The organism is Catenulispora yoronensis, from assembly GCF_039531695.1.
Taxonomy (GTDB): Bacteria; Actinomycetota; Actinomycetes; order Streptomycetales; family Catenulisporaceae; genus Catenulispora; species Catenulispora yoronensis.
On the sequence record NZ_BAAAQN010000023.1, the window covers coordinates 91,414 to 117,491 of the forward strand.

Annotated in this window: 11 protein-coding genes and 2 pseudogenes; 5 read left to right on the plus strand and 8 right to left on the minus strand. The window is 70.0% G+C overall.

Translation table 11 applies throughout. The features are described from left to right. Positions 1 to 128 precede the first annotated feature (128 nt). Positions 129 to 2,228, plus strand: a complete 2,100-nt coding sequence (locus ABD481_RS20390) for a fibronectin type III domain-containing protein (RefSeq protein ID WP_344667292.1) — start codon at positions 129 to 131, stop codon at positions 2,226 to 2,228. 54 nt (positions 2,229 to 2,282) lie between these two features. On the opposite strand, the gene ABD481_RS20395 is transcribed toward ABD481_RS20390, so the two are convergent. From ABD481_RS20395 to ABD481_RS20415, 5 genes are all read right to left on the minus strand, one after another. Then, on the minus strand, positions 2,283 to 12,233 hold the full coding sequence (locus ABD481_RS20395; RefSeq protein WP_344667293.1) for a LysM domain-containing protein: 9,951 nt from the start codon (positions 12,231 to 12,233) through the stop codon (positions 2,283 to 2,285). Further along, complete coding sequence (locus ABD481_RS20400; protein ID WP_344667294.1) at positions 12,233 to 13,606, minus strand: hypothetical protein; 1,374 nt, start codon at positions 13,604 to 13,606, stop codon at positions 12,233 to 12,235. The genes ABD481_RS20395 and ABD481_RS20400 overlap by 1 nt, the downstream gene beginning before the upstream one ends. After that, entirely contained in the window at positions 13,606 to 17,181 is a 3,576-nt protein-coding gene (locus ABD481_RS20405; protein WP_344667295.1) for a hypothetical protein, read from the minus strand. The genes ABD481_RS20400 and ABD481_RS20405 overlap by 1 nt, the downstream gene beginning before the upstream one ends. A gap of 171 nt (positions 17,182 to 17,352) precedes the next feature. Continuing rightward, positions 17,353 to 17,697: a hypothetical protein gene (locus ABD481_RS20410; RefSeq protein WP_344667296.1), complete on the minus strand. Its 345-nt coding sequence runs from the start codon at positions 17,695 to 17,697 to the stop codon at positions 17,353 to 17,355. 254 nt (positions 17,698 to 17,951) lie between these two features. Next, positions 17,952 to 18,893, minus strand: a complete 942-nt coding sequence (locus ABD481_RS20415) for an NAD(P)H-binding protein (RefSeq protein ID WP_344667297.1) — start codon at positions 18,891 to 18,893, stop codon at positions 17,952 to 17,954. Between the two features lie 235 nt (positions 18,894 to 19,128). Between ABD481_RS20415 and ABD481_RS20420 the strand changes: the two genes are divergently transcribed. The 3 genes and pseudogenes from ABD481_RS20420 to ABD481_RS20430 all read left to right on the plus strand — a co-directional run bounded on the left by ABD481_RS20420 (position 19,129) and on the right by ABD481_RS20430 (position 22,223). Next, the gene (locus ABD481_RS20420; RefSeq protein ID WP_344667298.1) at positions 19,129 to 19,548 is read left to right on the plus strand and encodes a winged helix-turn-helix transcriptional regulator; all 420 of its coding nucleotides are present in this window, start codon (positions 19,129 to 19,131) and stop codon (positions 19,546 to 19,548) included. Between the two features lie 245 nt (positions 19,549 to 19,793). Next, positions 19,794 to 20,865: pseudogene (hppD, locus tag ABD481_RS20425) on the plus strand (4-hydroxyphenylpyruvate dioxygenase). Positions 20,866 to 20,978: 113 nt separating this feature from the next. Next, positions 20,979 to 22,223: a serine hydrolase domain-containing protein gene (locus tag ABD481_RS20430; RefSeq protein WP_344667299.1), complete on the plus strand. Its 1,245-nt coding sequence runs from the start codon at positions 20,979 to 20,981 to the stop codon at positions 22,221 to 22,223. A gap of 88 nt (positions 22,224 to 22,311) precedes the next feature. On the opposite strand, the gene ABD481_RS20435 is transcribed toward ABD481_RS20430, so the two are convergent. Next, positions 22,312 to 23,352 carry a hypothetical protein gene (locus ABD481_RS20435; protein WP_344667300.1) on the minus strand — a complete coding sequence of 347 codons (1,041 nt, stop codon included), beginning with the start codon at positions 23,350 to 23,352 and terminating at the stop codon, positions 22,312 to 22,314. Between the two features lie 247 nt (positions 23,353 to 23,599). Between ABD481_RS20435 and ABD481_RS20440 the strand changes: the two are divergent. After that, positions 23,600 to 23,986: pseudogene (locus ABD481_RS20440) on the plus strand (hypothetical protein); the annotation flags it as partial. On the opposite strand, the gene ABD481_RS20445 reads toward ABD481_RS20440, so the two are convergent. Then, entirely contained in the window at positions 23,929 to 25,134 is a 1,206-nt protein-coding gene (locus ABD481_RS20445) for a WD40/YVTN/BNR-like repeat-containing protein (protein WP_344667301.1), read from the minus strand. The pseudogene ABD481_RS20440 and the gene ABD481_RS20445 sit on opposite strands and share 58 nt — an antisense overlap. Positions 25,135 to 25,271: 137 nt before the next feature. Further along, positions 25,272 to 26,015: a dihydroxyacetone kinase phosphoryl donor subunit DhaM gene (gene dhaM / locus ABD481_RS20450; protein WP_344667302.1), complete on the minus strand. Its 744-nt coding sequence runs from the start codon at positions 26,013 to 26,015 to the stop codon at positions 25,272 to 25,274. Positions 26,016 to 26,078 lie beyond the last annotated feature (63 nt).

The window sequence follows — 26,078 nt, forward strand, 5'->3', positions numbered from 1 at the left end:
TGTCGGAACCATCCGGCGAATGCTCGGCATACATTCACCGCCGACATTGGTGAACGAATGACAGGGTACTGCGAAAGCTCAGATCTCCGCCTTGAAGGGCGTGAGTTCCGACATTTACCGTGCGGCACATGCGAATGCCACCTCGCCGAACCCGGCGACGTTCCACCCCGGCCGCCATTGCGGCCGGGATCCTGCTGACCGCGACGACCGTCCTCGCCGCGATGATCGCCGCCCCGGCCGCGGAGGCGATCGGCAACGGCTTCGACCCGCACACCGCGCAGGTCGTCGTCCCGGGCACCTCCACCGTCGTCACCGAATGGAAGCTCGCCGGCCAGGGCTTCGCCCAGGGGGTGCAGATCGCCCCGCAGTGGATCCTGGCCTCCGGCCACGCGGCGCCGCAGGCCGGCGGCACGTTCACCGACGAGTACGGCTCGGCGAAGATCGACCGGATCGCCGGGAACTGCCTGGGCGGCGGCCACGGCCTGTGCGACGTCAGCGTCGCCCACCTGGCCACCCCGATCCCCGCCCCCGCCTTCCCGCCGCTGCTGCTGGACGGCGTGCCGAACCCGCAGGGCTCGACCATCGCCGGCGACACGCTGGCCGTGGGCAACGGCGGCTCGACCACCGGCCGGCCCACGGTCGGCTGGACCCAGCCGACCCGCTACAACCTCGACCTCTCCGTCCTGCAAAGCGGCCTGAGCTCGATCAACGGCGACAGCGGCGGCCCGTCGTTCTACTACTACCCGGGCCACAGCACCGGCGTCCTTCAAGGGATCGCCACGGCCTCCGCCTACGGGATCGTCGGCGGGCTGCAACAGTTCAGCGCCGACACCGTCAAACCGTTCCTGGACGGCGTGCTGCCGCCCGGCACCGTCACCTGGACCACCTTCGGCCAGCTCGGCCCGACCCCGCTGGTACCGGAACCGGTCGCACAGCCGACCGTCACGTCGAACTACCGCAGCATCACCGTGTCCTGGCCGGCCGTGACCGCCACGCCGCCGGTCACCGGTTACCGGGCCGTGCTCGTCAACACCGGCGACGTGCGCGACACCACGGTGATCGCCACCGACGCGAACACGCACACCGCGGTGTTCGACGGCCTGACCCTCGGCGCGCCCTACGGCGTGTTCGTGCTCGCCGCCAACGCCAACGGCGAGAGCAAGGTGCCGTGGGCCACCATGGGCGGCGTCCCGCCGGCCACGCCGGCCGCCACCTGGAGCACCACCGCGGCCGCCAGCTTCCAGCCGCCGCGGCCCAAAGGCGGCGCCGTGAGCCTGGACGGCCCCGGCCAGCTCAACTTCACGGTGACCCCGACCGACGTGCCCATCCCCGGCGTCACCAAATACGAAGTCCTCGTCGACCAGTGCGCCGGGTCGTGCGGGCTGGGCCAGTTCACCCAGGTCTCCGACCAGATCTACACCAATCCCTCCGGCACCGTGTGGCTCCCGACCAGCACCCCGCTCGGCACCCAGTTCCAGACCCAGATCCGGGAGATCAACTCCTCCGGCAAATCCCCCTGGATCTACCGGCCGCTCACCTACGTGCCCAAGGACCGCCCGCTCGCCCCGACGGCGGTCACCGTCACGCCGCAGGCCGACGGCGGCACCAAGGTGTCCTGGACCCCGGCCGCCGCCGATCCGCAACCGGCGGTCCTGACCGGCTACAAGCCGCACGCCCAGCCGATTTCATACGTGGTCGAGGTGAACATCCCCGGCCAGGGGACCGTCACGGCGGACATCGTCGACCCGAGTCAGACTACTGACACCTTCAACATCGCAGACCTCGGCGGCGCGCCGAGCACCTACACCCTGGACGTCGAAGCCCTCAGCGGCTGGGGCTACTCGCTACCGGCCTCGGTCACCGCGCCGATGGGCGTCCTGCCGGCGCCCCCGCCGGTCACCGCGACCCGCACCCCGGCCGCACCGCCGGCGCCGGCGAACCTGACCGTGCCGACCGTCTCCGGAGTCGGCGCGACGAATACCGTGACCTGGACACAGCCCGCCTCCGGGCCCGGGGTGGCTTCGGTCGACGAGTACCTGATCACCCTGGAGATCCAGGACCCGGAGTCCACGCTGCTGCCGATCGTCGCCGAGGTGCCTGCCAATCAGCTCTCGTACACCTATCAGAACCCTTATCCAAGCTTCTACAAGGTGACCGTCTACGGGCTCAGCCAACAGGCTGGCGCGTCCGTGCCGGCCATCGCGACGGGCACTATCGCCAATCCCTGACCGACGACGACGGCGGCGACGGCGGATCGCCGGTGCCCGCCGACGATCCGCCGCTCACAGATCCGTGACATCGGCGCGCGCCAGCCGCAGTCGGCCGAGCTGGAGCAGCGGCAAGCGGCTGGCGCTCAGCGTCGGGAACAGCGTCAGCACGAAGTGCAGCGTTCCGTCGGGCGGGGTGTGCGCCCCGAACCACGTCACGACATACTCGCTGACCGCGGTGACGAAAGCCTGCGACGTCGCCGCGGTCAGCGTCGTCGGCGCGCCCAGGAGGATCGGGGCGACTGCCGCCGGCAGCCCGTCCCCGATCGCCTGTTCGTAGGAGCAGTCCAGGCGGACGAACTGCTCGGTCTCCGGGGCGGTGCCCTCGAACAACAGGTCGAGCAGGCGTTGGAGATGCACCGCCAGCGGCTGGCGCGGCGGCGCGGACAGCTGGGCGACGTCGAAGTCCCGGTCCCGTTGCAGGCGCGGCGTCACCCGCGAGGCGAACTTGATCCGCGGCGTCGCGTAGACGAAGACCGGCGACGTCGGAATCACCCGGCCGTCGGCGTCGCGCACGAGATCGCGGTTGCGGACCACGCGGACCGACGTCCACGCGTTCTGATACGCCGCGATGTCCAAGCCCTGGTCGCCCAGCCCGCCGAACACCGGCTGCCGACCGGGGAGCGTGACGGCCCGGCTCCAGGTGAGCACATCGCCGTCGTGGACGAACCGGAACAGGTCGACGCCGCCCGGGACCGGTTCGCCGACCCAGGTCACGTCGCCGTCGAGGACCGCCAGGCTCGGCGGCGGCAACGGTACCAGCGTGCCGCTCGCCGGGTCCCACACCACAGCGGTGGTCGCGCCGACGGTGCGCAGCGCGAGCAACTCGTCCGAGGTCTGCGCCTTCGTCTCCTGTACGGAGAAGGCCATCGACGAAGCGGTTGCCGTCGTGTCGGCGGACCGGCGCGCTTCCGCCGTCGGCGCACCGCCGTTCCACGCGGCCCACGCCTGCGGCAACGGCTCGATCAGGTCGTGGAAGTCCGACACCAGCTGGTGTGCCCGCTGATAGGCCGGGCTCGTCGGATCCAGATCGAGCGAGTCCGGCACCAGGATCTGGACCATGGTCTGGAACATCGCCGGCCATACCGCGACCAGCCGCGCCAGGTAGTCGAACAAGTCCAGGTCCCGGGGCCCCGCCGCGGCTGTCGGCGGGTCGTCGCTGAGGTTGAACTCCGCCGACGCGTCGATGGTGTCCTGCGCGACGACGTCCTTGTCGTAGGTGAAGGCGTAGCGCCACCGCTTCGCGTGTTCGATCGCCACCTTCTGGTCCGGGTCGCTGTCGTCGACCGGCCGTGCCTCCTGTCCGGCGAGCGACGGCGCGGCCGGGATCTCCCGCAGCACGACGGGGATCTGCACCTTGCCGATGGCGGTGTCCAGAACCGGCGTACCCGGCACCTGCCGGCTGAACGGGACGACGAACGACAGCCACGACGACGCGAGGTAGTCGCCATCGACGCCGCGTTGGATGTCGTGCTCCACGTGATTCAGCGTGAACCCGAGGTCGAGCGCCAGACTCGGCTGCGCCGACGGGTCCACGACGGTGATCGCGGTGCTCACGAACGACACGCCGGTCGCCAGCTTGGGCCGGGCCACGGTCAGCGACCAGGGCCGGTCGGCCGGGGTGTCGGCGGAATGGGTATCAGGGTTCTTGGTGTCCGGCTCGTTGCCCGCTGTCGCGGCATCGTCGTCCGGAACAACCGCCGCGGCCAGCGGCCCGCAGAACCGCGGCGCGTAGACGTCGTTGGCGGGATCATCCTTGTACCGCGACGACACCGTCGCCGCGTACTGCGCGATGGCCGACACGACGTAGGCGTTCGAAGCCCGCGCCAGGATCTGCTGCCGCATCGTCTCGACCGCGTCGGCCAGCGGCGCCGGATCGGTCGGGACGAGCGGCGGCTCGGTCAGGATCGGCGTGACGGTCCCGGCGATCGAGGCGGCGAGCCCGGCCTTCACGTCCAGGATCCGTCGCAGCAGATCGCCGCCGTCGGCGTGGTCGATCAGGAACGCCGCCCCGGCGAAGTCCGGCGACAAGAACCGGTCGAGCGCCTCCAGCGCTTGCAGTCCCCAGCTGTCCACGGCGATCCCGGTGAACGCCGTCTCGTACGTCACCGACCAGTCGATGCCCGTCGCCGGGTCGTATTTGACCAGCGGCACGTCGCTCCGCGAGATCGGCACGTTGGCCAGCGGGCACGGCGCGTAGTAGCGAGCCGGACCGGGGATGGCGAACCCGATACCGGGGTCGGTCGCCGTCCCCGGCGTCGTGCGCAGCCGCACGATCCACACCGAGTCGTCGGACGCGGAGTCGGTCTGCGACTGGCCGGTCGCCACCTTCAGGAAGACCGGGGTCTGCGCGTAGGCGGCCTCCAACGCCAGAGCGAAGGCCGTCAGGGTACTGGTACTGCCGTTCGAGGCCTCCATCCGTGCCGGGACCACGGTCTGACTGCGTTCCGCCGCGCCGTCGCGGAACGCGTCGTCCACCTGCGCGGCAGGCCGTTCAAAGGCGACAGCCACCCGCAGCGCGAAGATGTCCTCCGGGTTCGTCGCCTCGACCGCGACGCTGACCGGCGCCAACTCCGGCGGCGGAGCGGTCTGCCCCTGGACCGCGGCCGTGAGGTAGGTGACGGCCGCTGTCGCGAAGGCCGAGAACGACGCCAGGTCGAGGGCGTGGGCCTGCTCGCCGTCGAGCGTGGTGGCGACGGAAACGGTGACGCCGGATGCCGAGGTCGCTTCCGGGCCCGACCCGGGTTCCGGTCCCGGTGCCGCGAGCTGCTGGCCGATGGCGCTGTACGTCCGCAGGTCGGCGAGTGCCCGCTGCTGCCACAGCGGCACATCGTTCGGGTCGTCGGACTCCACCGCCGAGGTCGTCGGCGTGTAGGGCGCGGTGTCGAACCCGAATTCGAGGACGAGGATCCGCTGGCCGTACGCGTCCGTGGTGAAGCGATAGTCGACGCCCAGGCTGGGCCAGGCGGACAGCCCGAGCAGCACGTCGGAGTAGCGAACCGCGAACGGCGCCGCGTTCTGCGGCTGCGCCGGCCCGAGTTCGGGCTCTGTCATCACCGACGCCGCCACGTTGCCGAACATGTCGCAGGGGGTGAACCTCAGCTGCGCGTAGCCGCCGACGCCCGCATAGGGCGACCCGTCCGCGCCGATCGCCGAACCGGCGACGTAGAGCACTTGGTCATAGGTCCAGGGTTCGGCGGCGCCGAGGGCTCGGGCGTGCAGCGCGGCGCGCGGCGTCGGAGCTGAAGACGAAGCCGAAGACGAGTCGGACCAGGACGCGGGCGTGGGCGCGGACGTGGGCGACGTGGGTCCCACCGGCAGCGCGTCCGCGCTCTCGGCGAACGAGACATTGCCCGCGATACCGAAGGCCAACAGGTTGAACTGCGCGCCGAGCGTCGCCGTCGGGTCGGCTTCACCGGTGCCGGGGTTGTCCCGCGTCACCACGAATCCGATGTTGCCGGGCGGGATGGTGGCGGTCCGGTCGACGTACTGGTCCGTGAACGCGATCTGCTGATCGGCCGCGAACAGCGGCCTGACCGTCGGGTTCGACACCGCCAGGTGCGCCACGGAGACGCCGAACGCCTGCCGGACCGCGTCCAGAGTCGCGTATTGCGCGCCAGTGACACTCCGGTCCGGGATCCGCAACAACGTCAGCGCCGCCAGCGGATCGAACGGCACGCCGGGGTTGAGCGTCTTGATCGACTGCTCGGTCACGCCGTACCGCGCCGCGATCTCGGCCAGCGTCTCGACGGCGGGATGGCCCTGGTAAGCGCCCTGCACCTGGTGGACGACGCCGGTCACGTCGAGTCGCGCCGTCGGGGCGAGCGCGACGCCCGCGGCCGCCTCGGCGAGCGTCGTCAGCTCGACGCGGTAGGCCGCGACCAGCTCGGCCAGCGACTCGGCGCCGGTGGTCGTGACGTCGGCCGCCTGCGCGGCGGACACCGCGCTGACGTCGTACTGCGCCGGGTCGAAGCCGTCACCGATCAGGGTCGCGGTGACGGCCGGGTGGACGAGGTCGCCGTCGGCGGCGTGCACGGCCACGATGGTGAGGATCGCCGTGTCGCCGTCGGCGAAGATGCTCGCCGGCAGCCCTTCGCCGTCCGGGGTCCGGTAGGTCAGGAAGAAGCCTCCCGACCTGGTCACGCTCGCTTCCCACAGCAGCCGCAGGAAGTCGAGGGGCTCGTTGAGCAGACCGGTGTCAGAGCCCTGCGAGTCGGCAACGGGACGCGGCAGCGCGCCGAGCGGATTGGTTTCGGTCGACAGGTTCGACTTCACCAGGTAGGCGCGGGCGTCCGTCAGCGATGCGACGACGTAGCCGGAGGGCGCCTGCCCGGCGCCGTTCGCCCCGGTCAGGAACAAGACGGTGGCCACCTTCGCCGGATCGTCCGGCGCGATCAGCGCTTGGAGCGCCGCGGTGCCGGCCTCGTCGGCGCCGAGGACTTCGTACGTCGTGGGCAGCTCGGTGTGCGGCTTCACCTGGACGTCGACGACGGTCACCCAGTCGTAGCGCGCGGCGGCCGTCCGGACCGGCGGCGTGCCGGTGGAGGTGACTTCCAGTGTGAGCGCAGCCGGCAGCGCCCGCTTCTGAGCCAGGGCACTGATCAGCACGCTCGACGCGAACCACAGCCTCGGCACAGCGGCCGGCGATGCCGCTCCGTCATTGTACTGATACGCCAACGGCTCGGCCGACTGCACGACCGCCGTGCGGTGCAACTGGAACCGGCGCGGCGCGTCGTGGTGGGTGGCCAACGCCTCGATGGCCCGCACCGTGGCCGGTACGCCGCCGACGGTCGCCACGTCCACCAGCGACACGGCCAGCGATACCGCGCCGGTCAGGTCGAGCGGCATCGAAGTCGCTCCGACGGCCAGTGCCACCGCGTGAGCGGTTTCGTACGACAGCGACCAAGCCTCGGTGTCGGGCCACTGCAACCAGTCGTAGTCGACGTCGGCCGACAGCGTCGCCGTGCTGACGGTCGGTACGTCGATCTGCTGATAGCACAGGTCGTACAAGGCCGTCGGCGCTCCGAGGGTTCCGTCGGCCTCCGGCATCGGCGGCCGCATGCCGTACAGCAGGAACCGGGCGTTGATGCCCGCCAGGTGCGAGGCTGCCTCGGCCGACCGCATTTGGCCGAGCAGCACGTCCGGCGACAGCACACTGAGTCCGGGGACGGTGATGCGCAGTGTGCCGTCGTCCGCGAACAGCGCGGGGACGTCCTGCGCCGAGGTGCCGACGGCGTCCGGCGTCAGCCCGAATCCGTCGGCGACCGACGCGATCGTGTCGTTCTGCCCGGTCTGATGGACGACCGACGGCAGCCGCAGGATCGACAACGGCATGATCGCGTCGGCGGCCGTGGTCGCGGACAGCGCGGTGACCAGCGCGGCCGGGCTCCAGCCCGGTTCGGCGAGGACGGAGGCGAAGGTGTCGGTCTCGGACACCACGTGCCGGAGGTCGCCGCTGACCAGGACCGCACCGGTCCGGAGCACGCCCTGGACCGCCGAGTTCCGGGCGTCGGTGACCACGGCGGCGGGATCGGCGACATTGAAGCCCGCCATGACCCCGGCGAACGTGTCGGTGGCAGTGAACTGATAGACCACGTCCGTCAGCGGCAGGTTCACCGACTCGGTGAGCGGCAGGCGGCTGTTGGCGGCGGCGAGTTCGCCGGGGGAGACCGCGTTCCCCATCGCCGTCAGCTCGTTCGCGATGGTCGACAGCGACTTGCCGCCGTACAGATAGGCGCAGGCGTCGAACACGTCGAGACCGGCCCGCAGCATCCCGCGCGCCAGCATCAGCACGACATCTTCGAACACTGCGGCGCAGTAGGAAGTCACGCCGGCGTCGTCGGTTACTTTTGCCTTCGCGGCCGGAGCAGCGGCGTACTTCTTCTCCAACTCGTCCTGATACTCGGCGGCGAGTTCGTCGAAGTAGGCGCGCAGCTTCGCCAGGTAGGCATTGTCGACAACAGTGCTCTGATCGAAGCGCCGGTTCAGGTCGCCGACTTCGAGCCGCAGCTCCGGGATCATCGGCAGCGGCACCGCGCTGCTCAGCGTCTTCGCGGCGGACATCACGAATGTCAGGTTCGGGAACAGGCCGCGCACGATGTCCGCCTCGTAGCGGATCGGCCGGTCCACGGTCGTGCTGGTGAGGTACTCGTAGGCCGCCGCGACCCGGGTGCGGTCGACCGGGGTCGAGAGGAACTCCGTGAGGGTCGGTTTGGCGTAGGGGTCGTCGGCGGCGGCACCGTCGACCTGGCCGCCGAACGCGGCCACCACCCAGGCGAAGACCGTCTCGGCGAAACGCTCGAACGAGGTCGCCGCGGGCGGCAGCGGATCGCCGAGGGCGGGCGCCGGTGCCGGAGCGGCGCCGGGATCCGGACCGTCGATGTAGAGCATGGCGACGAGCTTGCCGCCGGTGGTGCTCGCATCGGTGGGGTCGCCGGCGACCGAAGGCTGCATCAGGAAGTCGACGTGGATCTGCGCGCGCTCGTCCTCGGCGTCGACCGCTCGGAACGGCGCGAAGTCCAGGCGCTCCACGAAGGCGTTCCGCTGCTCGGCGGTCAGCGCGGGACGTGTATTCGGGCTCGAACTCTCTATCGAACCCCACGGCGCCGCCGTCGCCGATCCGAGGACGAACGATTCCTTCACCTTCATGGAGAAGGACAGGTGGATCGAGATGTCGAACAGCCCGAGGTCGATTTTGACGGTCAGCGCGACATCGATCGCGGCGGTGAAGGAGATGTGGAACGGCCGATGCGCCTCGATCACCGCTTGCAGCCCGATGGAGACGGTGAGGTTGAGGTTCGCCTTGATGATCGCGAAGTCGACGCTGCCGTAGATCTTGCCGACGATGCCGATGGTGCCGGCCACGCGGTAGTAGTACGCCTCGCCGATGTCGGCGGAGTCGGTGTTGACCGGAGCGGTCGGAGCAGTCGGGTCAGCCGGAGTGTGTCCCGCCGGATTCCAGGTGGCGATGACGCCTTCGACGACACCGAACACCGTCAGGCTCAGCCCGGCCCGCAGGATCCCGGCCGACAGGTCCTTGCCCAGGCCCACTTGCAGGCCGAGACCGAACTCGAACACCGGGTCGAAGGTGCCGGGCGTCGACGGCTTGGGGGTGGATTTCGCAGTCGCCGCGCTGAGCTTCGCGAAGTAGAAGCCCCCGGCGCCGGTGAAGGGGAAGTACTGGATGCCGAAGGACCGGGAGAAGTCGTTGTTCGCGGGAAAGCCGAAGTCGATCCGGAAGTCGCCGTCGGTGTAGACGTCCAGCCCGACGTTCGGCAACGTGATCGCCAGCACGCCGAACTGGAGCAGCCGCATCGCGTCCGGCAGCTTCAGCCGGGCCTGGTACACGCCGATGGTGTCGGTGACCTTCTTGTACATCACCTCGAAGTCGAGGCCCTTGAAGGGCCCGGCCTTCTCGCCGGCCAGTGCCACCCGCAGCCCGTACAACAGCGGGTCCACGAACACGACCTCGATGTCGAAGGTCCCGGCGACGAACAGGATGTGCACGCCGACCAGCCACGGCGCCCCCGCGTCGAACGTGGGGCCGACCGGCAGGCCGTTCGCCGGAGTGTCCTTGAACGCGCCGAGGGCCTTCACGGCCGCGTCGACCGTCGCCGCCTTCTCGATGCCGGGGACGGTGACCCGCTGGCCGAGGGCCAGCAGCCGCAGGTCCACCAGGGAGCCGCTGCCCGGCACGGGCGGCGTCCCGTTCAGCGGCTCGAACGGCGGTACCGGCGCGCCGCCGACGAACGTGGCGTCCAGGCTCACCGTGACCTTGTCGTTCACCTTGCCGATCCGCAGGCCGCGCAGGGTGATGAAGCCGAGATCGACCGGTTGCGACAGGCTGTAGACCACAGTGACGGTCCGGGGCGTGGCGCCGAGGTCGAACTCGATGCCGAACCCGCGCAGACTCAGGCTGTTGAGGACGCTCCACGGCGGCGGCAGCCGGTAGCCGTCCTCGCCGATGACCAGTCCGATGATCTGCCCGAGCACGCCGCCGAACGTCGCCTCGCCGACCGAGAAGCGCAGGATCGCCTTGGTGATGTCGTAGTCCGCGACGAACGCGCCCCAGGCGACCGAGACCACCTGTCTGGCGCTCCCGCTGAAGGCATAGCCGATGGTGACGCGGGCCCCGATCCCGGGGATCGTCGTGCCGAAGACGAAGCTGCCGGACGTCACCGGGACGGTGCCGCCGACGTGCCGCAACGTCGCGCTCGCGTCGAGGTTGTAGCGGCCGAGCGGGCCCAGATCGACGTTGCGCAGCAGCAGCGTGGCGCCGGTGTCGACGGAGTTCGAGGCGGTGCCGCCGAGATGCGCGGCCAGCTTGACGTTGGAGACCAGGACGTCGCTGAGGAACGTGGGGATGGCGGCGCCGGGGAACAGCGAGGCCAGGAAGTCCTTGATCGAGACGGTCGCGCCGGGAGGCATGGCGGCCAGGAAGTCCCAGCCCGCGGTGCTGTCGTAGGACGCGTTCACGGTGAGTGGGAAGCCGGCCATGACCAGCATCGCGTCCAGGCGCGCGCTGTAGGCGCGGCCGGTGTTCGAGGCCTGCGAAGCGAGCGTGATCTGCGCGGAGCTGAGGACGAAGACGCCCGTGCCCAGCGGATCGAACAGAGCGTCGCAGCCGAGGAACAGCGAGAAGTTCGCCTTCGGAGCGTCGAGCCAGAGCGTGAAGTCGGTGAGGACGAGGTCCACGTTCGACGGCGGCGTGACGGCCCCGCCGGTGATGACCCGCAGGACGTCGGCGAACGACACCTCGCCGGTGAAGCTGCCCCACAGTTGCATGGCGGTGTTGATCGTGACCTGGAACTCGCCGTCGAAGAGTTCTTTGTAGAACTCGAATGAGGCCTCGAACTCCAGAGAGCTGTCCCAGGCGCCCGCTTCGCGTCGCAGAACCCACACCGCGTCGAACTCGTTGAGAGTGAACTGGCCGAACAACTGGACCGGCTGGGTCGATCCGGTGCGGGTCGACAGCGTGTTGATGGACGGCGCCCCGGGCGTCAGCAGCATTTGGGCGGCGAGGTCCTTGAGCGCGATCTTCTCCAGCGCTTGTCGCAGCGGGGCCGGAATCGGGCCCCAGGACTGACCGCCGACCAATTGGAACAGTGCCGCCGGTGTCATCGGGGCCTGCGGATCTCCGGCGATTCCCAGGACGAACTCGATGGGGTCGGGCAGCAGCTGCGCCGTGAAGTCCACGGAGATCCCGTCGCCGATGTCCAGCTGCATGCCGAAGAGGTAGACGGTCGATCGTTTGGCGGTCGTGGTGCTGTATCGCACCCGGTACTCGACGAACGGCGAGTGCAGCTTCAGCGGCGGCAGCTCGGCCAGCGTGCCGGCGAGGTCGGCCCGCAGGCTGATGTTCGGCACGATCGGCGCGGTCAGGTCGATGATGCCGAAGAAGGGGAACGTCTGCCGGGTCGGGGTCAGATACGGCAGCGTCTGCTTCAGAAGCTGGTCCATGCGCAGCAGGCAGGCGAAGTTCAGACCTGGTTCGGCCGTGATGGCGGCTGCCTGGGCGGGGAAGCCGACGACCAGTTGGGAAGCGAAGACGAACGACGGTTCGTCGTAGGTCATCTGATCGACCGGGTAGCCGCCCAGGAACGGGAAGCTGGTCGCGAAGGTCCAGTCGGTCAGGACGAGCTCGGCGGTGACGGTCAGCGCCTGCGAGCCTTCGGCGGCGATCGTGAACCTGAGGTCGACGACGTGGTCCGTCAGGCCGAGGCCGGTCAGCGTCGTCGTCCCCGCGGTGATCCGGAGTTCGGTGGCGGTCGGGTCGGGGATCTGTTGCGGCCGCACCGTGAGCAGCCAGTCCGCGCTGCTCGGCAGCCCGAGGGCCCGGGCCACGTCGGCATCGTAGGTGGACGGCAGGATCAGGTCGGTGCCGCCGGTCAGCATCGCGGCGGTGAGCGGGATCCGGCCCGAGGACGCGTCTGCGCGGAGCTTCAGCGCGAGGTCTTGGAGGCTCATCAGAAATCGAACACCAAAGGGAGATGGTCGCTCACGCCGCGGATGAGGCCGAAGTTGTCCTCGTTCTGGAACATCGGCAGCGCCTTCTCGTACTGCTTGCTGTTGAGGACGTAGCCGACGGGCACGTTGAGCGCCGCGGCGGTGCTGGACATCATCTGCGGGTAGGCGTAGAAGCCGGTCGGCACGCCGGCCGCCGGCGGGATGATCGGGTAGGGCGCGCCGGTGATGATGTTCGCGATCGTGGCGTTGGCCGGCGCGCCGCCTCGGACGAATCCGTTGTCGATCGAGTCGTACTGCCAGATGGGGTCGGTACCGGGGGAGATGTAGCCGAACGCCGGATAGCCGCGGGTGTTGGCCGGGGTCGCCTTCGGGGCTTTCGCGATGTGGGTGCCGAGGTAGCCGCGCGAGGGATAGGTGCCGGGCACGGGGTTGCCGGCGGTCGGCGCGATCATCTGGGTGAAGCCGACTGCCGCGGCGGTGAAGGGCCCGTAGGCGGCCGCCGACGCGACGGCGTTGAACAGGCTGACGTTGAAGTCGCCCACCACCACGACGGTCTCGGCGGCGTTGACGGCCTGGACTTCGGGCAGGGCGGCGATCGTTTGGGTGGCCTGCACCGAGGGTGCCGCGGCGGCCCCCTGGGCTCCGCCGTCCTGGCCCGGCGCCGTATGGCACGCGAAGATCGAGTAGTTCTGGTTGGCGGTCTGGTCGTAGAAGGTGGTGCGGAACGGCGCCCGGCTGCCGGCCACCCCGAACGTCGTCGGCGCCGCCGGGCCGGCCGCGCCGCCGGCCGGAGGCACGACGTAGAGCCACTGGCCGGCGAGCGTCCGCTCCTTCTGGCCGACGTTGTGCAGGCCGCCCGGGACCAAGCGGTTGTCGACCGGCCGCGAGAACGACCAACGGTAGTCGGGCGGGTAGATCGTGCCCGCGGGGGCGGCGCCGACCGCCGGCAGCGGCGCGGCCGGTCCGGTGCCGCCGGGCCAGCGCCACGGCCCGGTGAAGAAGAAGTTCGGCGCGTGCCGGTAGTACACCAGCACGCCCTCGGCCATGTTGCCGGTCCCGGTGGACACCGGCGGTACGAGTGCCCACTGTGCGGCGTTGGGATCGGCGGCGTTGTTACGCAGCCTTTCCAGAAGCAGGATTCCGCCCCTGTCGTCCAGCAAGGTGCCCGGTGCCAGGAGGACTCCGGGGACCGCCTCGACGATGACGATGAAGTCGGGCAGGTGTGCGGTGACTGTGTTGACGAGGATGTTGCGGATCCGCTCTGCGGGATCGGCACCGTATTCCTCTTTGTCCTGGTTCACGAGTTTGCGTTTGCGATTGAAGAACTTGTTGTCGCTGAAGTCCTCGACGTTCCAATAGATCATCCTCGGCATCACGCACCTCCGGTGAGCGCCGCGGTCGGCCTCGGTTCGCGGTTGACGGCGGCGTACCACGCCACCGCGTCGCGGCGGTTCGGGTCGGGGTTGCCGAACACGATGAACGCCGTCGCGGTGCCGGGCGGCAGTTTGACGCCGAGCAGCGACAGCAGGACGTTGGTCAGCCGCAGCACGAAGGTGTTGGCCGCCGAGTCGCGGTAGAGCAGGACGCGGTCGACGGTGAGCTTCAGGACGCCTTGCAGCGTCAACCCGCGCGAGGTGCCGCTGGAGCCGGGCAGCGACAGTCCGAGCGCCAGGCGGTAGCCGGTGCCCTGGCTCCGCGGCGCCCAGGCCACCAGCAGCCGCGCGGTGAAGCCGGTGGTGGCGGCGAGCGCGCCCAGCGTTCCGAGATCGAGGGTGTGGACGAGGCCGTACCACTGGTCGCCGAGCGGGTCGGTGGGCACCGACAGGGTATTGACGGTGAGATAGCCGAGGTCGGCCGGGGCGGCGGTGCCGGAGACGATTCCTGTGAGGGTCAGTGGCAGTCGCGCGTAGAGGCTGTCCGCGCGGGCCCGGTCCGCCGACGGCGCGAACGTCATCTGGTCGATCAGGAACGCGAACGACGGTGTGCCGGGGGAGGCGGTGGCGAACGTCATGTCCAGGTGCAGCGCCGCGAACGGGAGCCCGGTCCCGGTGGGGTCCGGCCCGGTGCCGGTGCCGCCGAAGGACAGGACGTCGAACGGTCCGCGGGCGGTGCCGTCGTCGCCGCTGACCGTGGCGAAGTCGAGGAAGCCCTGGATGTCGAACCGCGACAGCACGGACGAGGTGTCGGCCCGCAGGGTGGAGAAGGCCGCGCGGGTGACCTCCACCGCGCGCCACAGGTTGCTCACCAGGCTGAACCGGGCGTCGGCGTCGGTCGCGAAGACGTAGACGCCGGTGCCGTCGTGGTTCTCGTACGTGCCGTCCAGGACCAGGGAGTTGCTCGCGGTCGGGAGGCCGTTCAGCGTCAGACCGCTGACTTGTTCGCCGAACAGGCGGTTCAGGGTGACCTGGGTCTTGCTGGCGAAGGCCGTGATCTCGGCGTTGGCGAACAGGGTTTTGAGCGACAGCACGCTGAACGCGTAGTCGGCCTGGCTCGGGACCGGGACGGGCAGTTCCGCCGGGGCGCCGGCGGCGAGGGCGGCGGCGTAGGCCGGGTCGACGTAGTAGACGGTGGCGAACACCGAGCTGTCGCCGTCGGCCTGGAGGTCGCCGCCGGAGGTGTCGACGAAGCTGAGGTCGACGCCGACGTGATGGGCATTGAAGTCGGCGAGGTCGATTCCGGCGGCCAGGCCGCGCAGCTCCTGCGGCATCGCCGAGGCGTCGACGTCGACCCGCAGCGCGAGGACGCCGCGCCAGGAGGCGGTGGTGACGGCTTCGACGAACTTCGCGAAGTAGGCGCCGTCCGGGCCGTCGGCCAGGGCTTTCGCGTCGTCGATGTACGTACGCAGCCAGGCGGCGACGTCGGCCGGGTCGGTGTTGAACTGGTCGGCCGCGGTCCAGGTCGCGAAGTCCTCGACGCGGGCGTCGACGGTGCCGTCGCAGAACTTGAAGATCAGGATATTGCGATAGTCCCCGGGGTAGGGGTTCGCGCCGGTGCGGATGGTGAAGGGCCAGCCCTGCGGACTGAGTTCGTCCTCGAAGATCGTCGTCGCGGCTCCGGCGGCCGGGGAGAGGTTCCACGGCAGGGCCGGGTTGGTGACGACCAGGAACTGCTGGTTGGTCTGGAAGGCCGCGCGCAGGGCATCGTCGACGTCGGTGAAGGCCAGCGCCGAGGTGGTCGGCGGGGTCCGGCCGGGGTCCGGGGACCATGACGTCTGCGCGAGGTGGAGGCGCTTCCAGGCACCGCCGCCGTCGGCGGCCAGATCGACGACGAAGCCCTGCGGGGTGGTCACGCGGGTCGGCGGTGCGGTGGCGAAGGCCGTGCCCGCCACGGTCGCGGGTGTGGGCTTGGTCCCGGTGGCGGTGACGCGGGCGCGGCGTTCGACGGCGAGCACGTCGCGTTCGAGGCGGGCGACGTCGTCGGCGGTGAAGGAGTCGGGGTGGGCGCCGAAGACCAGCTGCCCGTAGGGGACCAGCGGGAAGGCTCCGGCGGCGGTCGGATCGCGCAGGGCAGCGGCCGGGGTCTCTTGGTGTTCCAGGAAGGGCGCGGCGGACGGCGGTACGGCCGAGGCCGCGACCGTTCCAGCAGCGCTACGACTGCTGGCGTCACTGTGGCCGAACAGCGCGGCGCCCTCGGCTTGGGCGAGGTAGATCGGGGTGGGCGCCGCCGCTGCGGTCGTCTGCGCGGTGATGGTTGCCCATGCTGTGCGGAACCGGTCGCTGAGGCGCGGCGTGGAGCCGTCGGAAGTCGTGGCGGCCAGGAGCGGTGAGAACGCGTCGGCGTCCGGATGGAACGTGATCACCGATCCGGGCGGGTCGAAGACGACTGTCTCCAGCGGCGACAGCCCGCACATCACGCGGGACGCCGGGGGAGTCGAGTCGCCGGCGGCCAGGGCGAACGAGCCGGAGGGCACCAGATAGTAGAAGTCGCGCTGCTGGCTCGACGACCGGACGCTGACGCGGTCCTCTTGCAGGACCAGCTGCGCCGGTCCGACGAGCGGGACCAGCCTGACCGGGTGGTCGAAACCGTCGCGCAGCGCGCTTTCCATGGGAGTGGCGGCATCGGAGCCGTCCCCGCCGCTCACGGCGCGGAACGTGAATGCGGTCCGAGTGTGGTCGAGCGGACGCAGCGGGTCGTAGCCGACGTCGAACGGTACGCGCGCGCCGTCGACGGTCGGGCCGAAGACCGGGTAGCGCTGGCTGAGGACCTGCCCGCCGCGTTCGGTGAAGTACTTGAGGCCGACGTCCAGGAAGGTGAAGTCGTCCTTGTCAGGGTCCTTCGAGACGGTCAGGGTGAGGCCGAACCCGAGGATTCCCGCGGCCGGACCGTCGAACGGTGTCGCGGCGTCCGCGTCGATGGGGATGCTCTTGGGCTGGTACTTGTTGGCGAGCAGGCTGATCCCGGCTGTGCCGTTCGGCGCCAGACGGAGCGCCGGGGCGCCGACGTCGCCGACATCGCAGTACAGGTAGGCGGAGTTGGCGACGGTCAGGCCGAAGTTGCGCGTCACGATCCGGCTGTCGCCACCGCCTTGGCCGCGGACCAAGGCCGGCTGGGTCGGGTCGCCGGAGGTGGTGGCGAAGGGGATGGTGCCGGGCAGCGCCGCCGGATCGCCCGCGGTCGGGTCGCCGAAGAACAGGTAGCGGTAGGCGAAGCCGCCGGCGTCGGAATTCAGGGCTTTGATGGCGGCGAGGAAGCCGGTGAGGTAGCCGGTGGGATCGGGTGGCCGGTCGGGCGCGACCACGTAGCAGCCGCCGTTCTTGCCGGCGCGCGGGTCGCCGAGGTAGCCGGACCAGGTGTCGGCGAAGGCCAGCGCGGCGGGCTGGGCGGCGGCGAACGCGACGAACGCCAGCCAGTCCGGGCCCGCGAGCCCCGCCGGCCGTTCGTACAGGGTGGCCGACGGCGTCTCGGCCACGCGGACGAAGAAGCCAGGATCCTGCGACGCGCTGGTCATACGAGGCCCCGATCTCGATCGTGGGGGCTGGTGGGCTGAGGACTGAGAGTGGGGGGCTGAGGGCTGGGGGCGTCGCCCGCGACCGCGCGGGCCGCGGGCGACTTCGGTTATCGGCCGACGGATGAGCTGGGCACCGGTGGCCGGCTCACCGGTGGGCTCATCGGTGGAGGGCTACCACAGACCGATCGTGCCGCTGAAGGTCGACACGCCGCCTCCGGGCGATACGAACTTCAGCTGCTGTCCGAGCAGCGTGCCGCTGGTGGGTGGCGCGTTGAACGACGAGATCATCGTGCCGGAGAACGAATAGGTGCCGTTGTCGCCGGACATCGGCTGGGTCGCGTTGTCGGGCGTGAAGGTCTTCTGGTCCAGTAGCGATCCGGCCGCTGTCACCTTGACCACGAGTTCGGCGGCGGTGGCGGAGGGGATCCACTCGACCACGAAGGTGCCGGCGAACGTCCGGCTGCCTTCGGTGGTGGCGGCGAATATGGCGTCCGGGGTCGTCTTCTGCGCGCTCATGCTGCGCCTCCTGACGTAGGTGTCTGTCTTGCGACGGCCCGCACGCTGTGCGGACCCGTTCGCCGATCCCGTTCCGGCCCCGCGGGCACACGGCTTCGCAGAGGCTGGGGATCGGGAAGGGGTTTCGCCACGTCAACGGTGGGCCGTACCAAGTCTGGGAGGGTCCGCGAGGCTACTTCCAGCGGTGTGGCCATTCGGGTGAACGGCTGCCTCGCGCAGTCGGCGGGAGCGCGACGAATCGCTGTTGGCGCAGTTCAGACCGTGGTCTTCGGCTCCGAATCCGTGGCGCCCGGGACGAGTTGGGCGAGCAGCCCGGAAACCGCTTCGGCGATGGCGGGCCGCACGGGTCGCGGGGCCTTGTCGAGCAGCCGCGGAAGGTCCGATCCGGTGGCCTCGGCCCGGCCCGCGATGATGGCGGCGGACAGGGAGATCGCGTGGCCGAGCTGGTAGGGCTCGATGCCGGCGCCGCCGAGCGCCGACCGGGTCTCCGACAGCGAGGCGGGGTGGTAGGCGACCGGGCGGCCGAGCACTTCAGCGAGGGCCTCGGCGATGTCCGCGCCGCCGATGGCGGTGTCGCCTTCGAGCTCGTAGACACGGTCGGCGTGCCGGTTGGCCTGGCCGGCCGCGAGGTCGCGCGCGGATTCGGCGGCCACGCGGACCGCGGCGTCGGCGAGGTCCTGTTTGGTCACCACGGAGATCCGGCCCAGGCCGAACGAGGCGGTGAACACACCGGTGGACGCCGCGCCGGCCAGGCCCACGGCGGCGAGGCCGATGGGGACCTCGGTGTAGAGGCCGTTGCGCAGGATGGTGGTGGTGAACGGGCCGCCGGCGAAGCGGTCCTCGGTCCAGCGGTGCGGCAGGGCGATCGACATCGACTCCCCGGAGGCGGACAGGCTCGTGTAGATCAGATGTTTGACACCCGCGGCCGCGGCCGCGTCGGCCACCGCGCCGTGGCGGGCCAGGACCACGTCGTCCTCGGCGTAGCCGGCGGAGACGACGAGCAGGACGTCGACGCCGGCGAACGCGCCGGGCAGGGACTGGGGGTCGTCGAAGTCGACGCGGCGGGCGGCGGGGTCCTCGGGCTCGGGGGAGCGGGAGCCGGCGACGACGTCGAGGCTCTCGACGTCTTCGAGGTCGCGCAGGCCCTTCAGGATCAGACTGCCGAGACTGCCCGAGACGCCGGTCACGAGAATCATCGCGAACCTCCATAAGGGTACTGATGACAGATCGAGGAGTGGATGTCCACGATGGTCCGCGTCCCGGGGCCGGTGTCGTAAGGAGGCACTTTCGAATTACCCGGGCACACCGCGGTAACCGTCCAGCTTCCGGCGCCGACGGTTCGCACTGGATGTGATCCAGCTCACACTCGGAATACCTTCGCCGCTACAGGTGTCCTGCCTCATGAAGCGCACTGAAGGGCGGGGTCATCCGATGGCGGATACGAGCACATGGGCACTGTCGGCGGTGTCCACCACGCAGGCCAACGAGCACGCTCCGTGCGAGGACGACTGCGGCATCCGCGACGTCCTGGACCGCCTCGGCGACCGCTGGTCCGTCCTCGTCATCGTCGCGCTGGCCAAGGGCACCCGCCGCTTCGGCGAGCTGAAGGCCGCCGTCCCCGGCATCTCCCAGCGCATGCTCACCGTGACGACCAAGCGCCTGATCCGCGACGGCCTGGTCGAACGCACGGTCTATCCCATGATCCCGCCGCAGACCGACTACCGCCTGACCGCGATGGGCGAGAGCTTCTCGCAGGCCGTCGCCGACCTGGCGGACTGGTCGCGGCGGCACAAGGAGGCGATCGCGCTCGCCCGGCTCCGGTTCGAGGTGGAGCACCCGGGCGAGTTGTGAGGGCGGCGCTCCGCCGTCGTTGCCAGGCCGGTAATGCAGAGTCCTGATTCGGGTGGTCAGGCTGTGCGGATATGAACCCTGATCTCTCCTGATACTGGGCAACCTGTATAGCAATTCTCTCAGGTGTTGCGCAACTTGATTCCTCGTGGGCAAGCTGCCGGGGAAGGCCAGCTCGTTCGCAACCCGAGGAGTCTGACGTGACAGAAGTCGTGGCCGACAAGGGTGATGTGTTCCCGGTCAAGGGAATGGACGCCGTCGTTTTCGCTGTGGGGAATGCCAAGCAGGCGGCGCACTACTATTCGACGGCGTTCGGATTCCGGGTCGTCGCCTACGCGGGCCCGGAGACCGGCGTCAAGGACCGCGCCTCGTATGTGCTCGAGTCCGGGAGTGCGCGATTCGTGGTGGACGCGCCGCTGCGGCCGGGGACCGAGTTGGCGCGGCACGTCGCGGAGCACGGTGACGGGGTCACCGATCTGGCGATAGCCGTGCCCGACGTGTACGCGGCGTACGACTACGCGACGGCGAACGGAGCGGTCGGGCTGGAGAAGCCGCACGAGGTGGAGGATGCGGACGGAGTGCTTGTCCGCGCGGCCATCGCCACGTACGGGGAGACCCGGCATTCGCTGGTCGACCGGTCGCGGTATCAGGGGACGTATGCGCCCGGGGTATGTGGACCGGGCACCGTCGGTGGCGCCGAAGGAGCGGTTCTTCCAGGCGGTCGACCACTGTGTCGGGAACGTCGAGCTCGGCAAGATGGACGAGTGGGTCGAGTTCTACAACCGGGTCATGGGATTCACCAACATGGCCGAGTTCGTCGGCGACGACATCGCCACCGAGTACTCGGCGCTGATGTCGAAAGTGGTGGCGGACGGCACCCGCAAGGTGAAGTTCCCGCTCAACGAGCCGGCGATCGGGAAGAAGAAGTCCCAGATCGACGAGTATCTGGAGTTCTACGGCAGCCCCGGCGTGCAGCACATCGCCTTCAACACCGGCGACATCCTGACCTCGGTGGACGCGATGCGCGCGGCCGGGGTGGAGTTCCTCGATACGCCAGATTCGTACTACGAGGACCCGGCGTTGCGCGAGCGGATCGGCACCGTGCGCGTCCCGCTGGAGGAGTTGCAGAAGCGCCGGATCCAGGTGGACCGCGACGAAGAGGGCTACCTGCTCCAGATCTTCACCAAGCCGGCCCAGGACCGGCCGACGGTCTTCTACGAGCTGATCGAACGGCACGGCAGCCAGGGCTTCGGCAAGGGCAACTTCAAGGCGCTGTTCGAGGCCATCGAGCGGGAGCAGGAGAAGCGCGGAAACCTGTGACGGCGGCCGAGGCCGACGCGGCGCGCAGCATCTACGGAAGCCCGGTGAGCCATCGGAGTGACCTTGCGGGTGTCCTGCGCTGAGACCCGCGACGCGGCGGCGCACACTGGATCATGCCTCGTAGTCGATCCCTGCTGCTGTGCGCCGCCGCGCTGCTCTCGTTCGCTCCGCTTCTCGCCGGGACGACCGCGGCGCGCGCCGGAGTCCGTGCCGAGGTCCGCGCCACCGACTGCGCGGCCTCCCCGGTGATCGCCGACAGCCGGGCGCAGGCCGTCGCAAACGTCGTCCGGCAGGCCCAGCACGACCTGAAGCTCCAGTCGGTGGTTGTCCGGGTGACGCAGGACGGGCGCGACGTGTGGACCGGTGCGCTCGGCCAGTCGATGACCGGGGTTCCGGCACGTCCCGACATGCGGTTCCGGGCCGGGTCGGTCGGCATCGCCTTTATGAACATCCTGCTGTTGCAGCTGGTGGACGAGCGGCGAGTCAGCCTCGACGACCACCTCTCCCGCTGGCTGCCCGAGGTGCCGCACGCCAGTGAGATCACGCTCCGGACGCTCGGCGACTCCACCAGCGGGATCCGCGACTACGTCAAGGACCCGGGCTTCCAGGCTGATCTGCTGGCGCATCCGTTCAAGCAGTGGACGCCTCAGGAGCTGCTCTCGATCGCGAATCCCAGTGTCCTGCTGTACCCGCCTGGCAAGAACTTCAGCTACTCGCACGCCAACTATGTGCTGCTCGGTGCGGCGCTGGAGCGGATCACGCACACCCGGCTGGACCACTTGCTGGAGCAGCGTATCTACAGCCAGTTCGGGCTGCGCGCGACGTCGAACGGCTACACCCCCGACATCCCGGCCCCGGTTCTGCACGCCTTCACCTCGGGGCGCGGGATGTATGAGGAGTCGACGTTCTGGAACCCCTCGTGGACCACGGCTCCGGGTGCGGTCATCTCCATGGACGTCTGCGATCTGGCGCGATCAGGTGCGGCGGTCGGGGTCGGCAGGACCCTGACACAGCAGGGCTATGACACGCTGCTCAACCCTGGGACCGTCGGGCTCGGCACGCCGCAGCCGTACACGCAGGGCCCCGCCTGCCCGCCCGCCATCTGCATCCCGCAGACCCAGTCCGCGCACTACGGGATGGGGGCGATCGTGGTCAACGGATGGGTGTTCCAGAACCCCTCGTTCACCGGCTATGCCGCGCTCATGGCGTATCTGCCGTCCGCACGGCTGTCGATCGCGGTGACGACGACGGCGTCGCCCGACACCGCGCCGGACCTGATCAACCCGGCGAAGAACATCGGGCAGGCGATTTCGCGAGCGCTGGTCCCGGGCAACCCGCTGACGTTCGGGCCTTTCTGACGTCTAGCGTCCGGCGTTCGGCGTCCGGCGGTGGTTGTAGGCGGTTGCGGGCGGTTGCGAGTTGCGAGTGGGCGCCGTGCGCGCCGGCTCAGCCCGAGGTGACCGACGGCGAGAACGCGTCCGGTGCCAGGATCGCCGGCTGCCCCGAGCCGTCGGCCGGCGTGGACCACACGTCGTAGCCGGAAGTCCCCTTCGGCACTCCATACATCACCGTGTGGTCGTCGAGCCACGCCGCCTGGTCGTCGACGCTCCGTGTCTCAGCCAGCGGCGTTTCCTTCAACGTCGCCAAGTCCAGCACTTCAAGGCGCCACATCCGCCACGCGTCGGTGGACACCCGCTTCTTGAACACCACCCGCGTCCCGTCCGGCGACAGGGACGGGCACTCGACGTTGTCGGTGACCGCCGTCAGCGTCCGTGCGGCGAAGTCGCCGCGGACCAGCCAGGTCTTGCCGCCGCTGCCGAGTGTCGCGTAGAAGGTGTTGTCGTCGGCCGCGAACGTGACGCCCCAGAAGTTCTCGTCCACCGCCCGGAACGGCTTGCCCTGCACCGTGGTCGAGAACGTCTCCAGCGAATCGACCATCGTCCCGGTCTTGACGTCCAGGATCGAGGTCCGCGTGGAGAAACCCGGGCCCACATAGGCGTCGCCGGCCACGAACGTGGTCCAGGCGGCCATGCGGCCGTCGGGCGACAGCCGGGCCCGGTTCGGGATGCCCGCCGCCTGCACGCTCTTGACCAGCTTCAGCGACTTGTCGTAGATCTCGGCGTACGCGACCCGCACCAGGTTGTTGTCGGAGCGCAGACACAGCAGCACCCCGGCGGCCGTGTAGGAACGATCGCACTGGACACCGGACAACGTCGGAACGCCGTCCACCTTGCTCGGCGATCCCGACAACCGGCGCTCGACGACCGTGCCCAGATCGGGGCCTTCGACAGTGGTCTTATAAAGCAGATACCCCGAACCGGTGTTCAGGCTGTCGGTCTTGTCGAGGACCACGGTGCCCTGGACACCGGCGCGCGCAGTCGGACGACCCAGGTACGCGACGACGGCAGCGCCGACCGCCACGGCCAGCAGCACCGAGACGGCGCTGATGAGGATCTTCGCACGATGCGGGGACTCGGACATCGACATCGGCGTGTTCCCCCTTGCGCTGATCGCAACAGCCGTTGATCTACGGAACCGGCTTGGCAGAGGTTATCGCGGCGCGACGCTGGATTCCCATGGAATGCGGGCCGTCGCGGGCTATCCCTGCATGGTCGACGTAGTCCATCCCATTTTGCGGGGAAGCGTCATGAACTTTCAAGGCAGCGGACGCGTTCGGCGTCGCAGGTTCGCGGACAGGTGAGGCAGGCTTCGGCGGGCTCGAGGGTGCCCGCGATCTCGACGGCGAGATTGCGCATCGAGCCGGGGCGGGACGCATCATCTGCGTACGCCGGCGGCCCGGGGTCACTCGCAACCGTTCGTGGTGCGGGAGGTCGAGGACTGGCCGTATTCGTGGGCCCGGCCCGCCGCCACGGCGACGCGGGTCACCGTGGCGGGGCAGCTGTGCACGCCGAAGGACGTGCTGGCCTTTCAGGTACCGGTGGAGCGGGTGCGCGTAGGCGACCGCGTCGCGTTCGCGATGGCGGGCGCCTACGCGTGGAACATCTCGCACCACGAGTTTCTTATGCACCCCCGGCCGACGTTCCATCATTTGGGCGCCGAAGGTCAGCGATCCGCGGTCAGCAGGAGCGGCTGGAAGGGGTTGGTCTCGTCGGGGTTGTAGGCGCCGCCGACGATGAGGCTGCGGGAGCTGACCGCCAGGGAGTAGGGCGTGGAGTCGATGCCCACGGTGGGCAGGTTCAACGAGTGCCAGCCCTGGCCGTCCAGCTGCTCGCCGTAGGACTGGCCGGTGTTCTTGTCGTAGCCGACGACCGTGACGCCGCCGGGCGTCGGGGCGGCGGCGAAGATCACGCCGGTGCCCGGGGCCGGGACGGTCTTCCAGCTGTGGCCGTCGTAGTGGGCGACCAGCGGGTGGCCGCGGTCCTTGTCGCTGGTGACGCTGCGGCCGGCGGCCCAGACGTCGTTCGGGGCGGCGGCCACGACGGTGTTGAACTCGGCGTACAGGCCGGTGTCGGACACCGTCGCGCGGGTCCAGGTGCGGCCGTCGTAGTGCAGCAGCGCCGGCTGGTCGGTGCCGTCGGTGAGGACGCCGGCGGCCCACACGTCGCGGGGGCCGGTGGCGGTGATGCCGAGCAGCATCGCGTCGGGGACGTCGGCGGGGAGCTTGACCTGGGTCCAGGCCTTGCCGTCCCAGTGTTCGACCAGGCCCGTGTCGAAGCTGGTGTCGCCGCGCATGCGCTGGGTCCAGCCGACGGCCCAGGCGTCGCGCGGACCGACGGTGGCGACGCCGAGGAAGCCGGCGGACAGGGTGCCGTCCGGGACCGGGGCGTCGGCGATGTGCCAGCTCTTGCCGTCCCAGTGCTCGGTGAGGATGGTGCCGGGGCCGACCGGGTTGTTGTCGCCGACGAGCCAGACGTTGTGTGCGCCGTCCGCGGACAGGGCGTTGATACGGCTGTCGGAGGTGTCGGCGGGGGTGGGGATGCGGGTCCACGCGGGTTTGGCGGCGTGGCCGGCGGCGTCGGTGTGGCCGGTGCGGTCGTCGTAGGCCAGGAGCACGGGGTTGAGGGTCGAGGCCTCGCCGTGCCAGGTCGCCTGGAAGCCGGTGGCCCAGGTGGTGTGTTTGTCGACCTGGGTCATGGCGAGGATGTTGCCGGAGGGGACCGGGGGCGGGACCTGGTGCCAGGTGGGGCCGGTGGCGGTCTGGGATGGGGTCCCGGTCTGCGCCTGTGCGGCGGTCGCGGTGCCGGTCGTGGTGGCGACCAGCGCCGCGGCGGCCGCGAGGATCGCGGTCAGTCTCGTAGTGGAGCTCACTGAATACCTAAGCCTCTCTCATGGTGAGGGGCTGATGGCAGTGCCCCTCATGCTTGACGACGCTTGAGCAGTGGGGGGCGTTTCATATGAGTTCTCTTATTCGGGAGCCCAGCAGGTCAGGGGGCTGCTTCTGTACGCTATTCGGCTTCGGCCAGGATGGCGGCGAGGGTTTTGACAGCGGTGTCGGCGTCGTGGCCCTCAGCGCGGACGGTGACGGTGCCGCCCATGGTGGCGCCGAGGCTCATGACCGCGAGGACGCCGGTGGGGTTGACGGATCTGCCGGCGTATTCGAGGTGGATGGTGCTGGCGAACTTGGCGGCCTCCTGGGCGAGGCGGCCGGCGGGGCGGGCGTGGAGGTTGGCGGGGAGGGTGACGTCGAGGGTGACGGCGTTGGGCTCGGCCGCGGGTTCGGGCGCGGGCGCGGGCTCGGCAACAGCCTCGGTCACAGCCTCGGACGCCTGAGGCGCGGGCTCGTCGGCCTCGAAGGTGGCGACCTTGACGACGTCCCTGGCCTGGCGCGCCGCGTCCGCGACCGCGGCGAGGTCCGCTCCGGCCGCCGCCGTGACGACCGCCGCCACGGCGCCCTCCACGAACGGGGCGTCCACCAGCAGCACGTCGGGGCGCGGGTGGTCCTCCAGCACGGCGAGCGTGGTGAGCACCGAGCTGCCCAGGTCCGGCAGCACGATCACGCCGGCGCCCCGGTCGGCCTCGGCGATCGCGGCCACGATCCGGTCGTAGCTGGTGCCGAGGCCGCCGTCCTCGGTGCCGCCGGCCGTCGCCACGGGTACCCGGTCCGTACCGATCTGGCTGAGGAGTTCCCGCAGGCCCGCCGCCAGTTGGGCGCTGTGCGAAACGAGTACGATGCCGATGGGCTGGTTCATGAACGGTGATACTAAATCTCGGAACGTCGTTCAGCAATACCGAACGCAAACCGTTCTCGCCTC

What these genes read in the sequence shown, in the direction of transcription:
- ABD481_RS20430 (WP_344667299.1), top strand. Translation starts at nt 20,979, where the DNA reads ATGCCTCGTAGTCGATCCCTGCTGCTGTGCGCCGCCGCGCTGCTCTCG.
- ABD481_RS20405 (WP_344667295.1), bottom strand. Translation starts at nt 17,181, where the DNA reads ATGACCAGCGCGTCGCAGGATCCTGGCTTCTTCGTCCGCGTGGCCGAG.
- dhaM (WP_344667302.1), bottom strand. Translation starts at nt 26,015, where the DNA reads ATGAACCAGCCCATCGGCATCGTACTCGTTTCGCACAGCGCCCAACTG.
- ABD481_RS20435 (WP_344667300.1), bottom strand. Translation starts at nt 23,352, where the DNA reads ATGTCGATGTCCGAGTCCCCGCATCGTGCGAAGATCCTCATCAGCGCC.
- ABD481_RS20400 (WP_344667294.1), bottom strand. Translation starts at nt 13,606, where the DNA reads ATGCCGAGGATGATCTATTGGAACGTCGAGGACTTCAGCGACAACAAG.
- ABD481_RS20395 (WP_344667293.1), bottom strand. Translation starts at nt 12,233, where the DNA reads ATGAGCCTCCAAGACCTCGCGCTGAAGCTCCGCGCAGACGCGTCCTCG.
- ABD481_RS20390 (WP_344667292.1), top strand. Translation starts at nt 129, where the DNA reads ATGCGAATGCCACCTCGCCGAACCCGGCGACGTTCCACCCCGGCCGCC.
- ABD481_RS20410 (WP_344667296.1), bottom strand. Translation starts at nt 17,697, where the DNA reads ATGAGCGCGCAGAAGACGACCCCGGACGCCATATTCGCCGCCACCACC.
- ABD481_RS20415 (WP_344667297.1), bottom strand. Translation starts at nt 18,893, where the DNA reads ATGATTCTCGTGACCGGCGTCTCGGGCAGTCTCGGCAGTCTGATCCTG.
- ABD481_RS20420 (WP_344667298.1), top strand. Translation starts at nt 19,129, where the DNA reads ATGGCGGATACGAGCACATGGGCACTGTCGGCGGTGTCCACCACGCAG.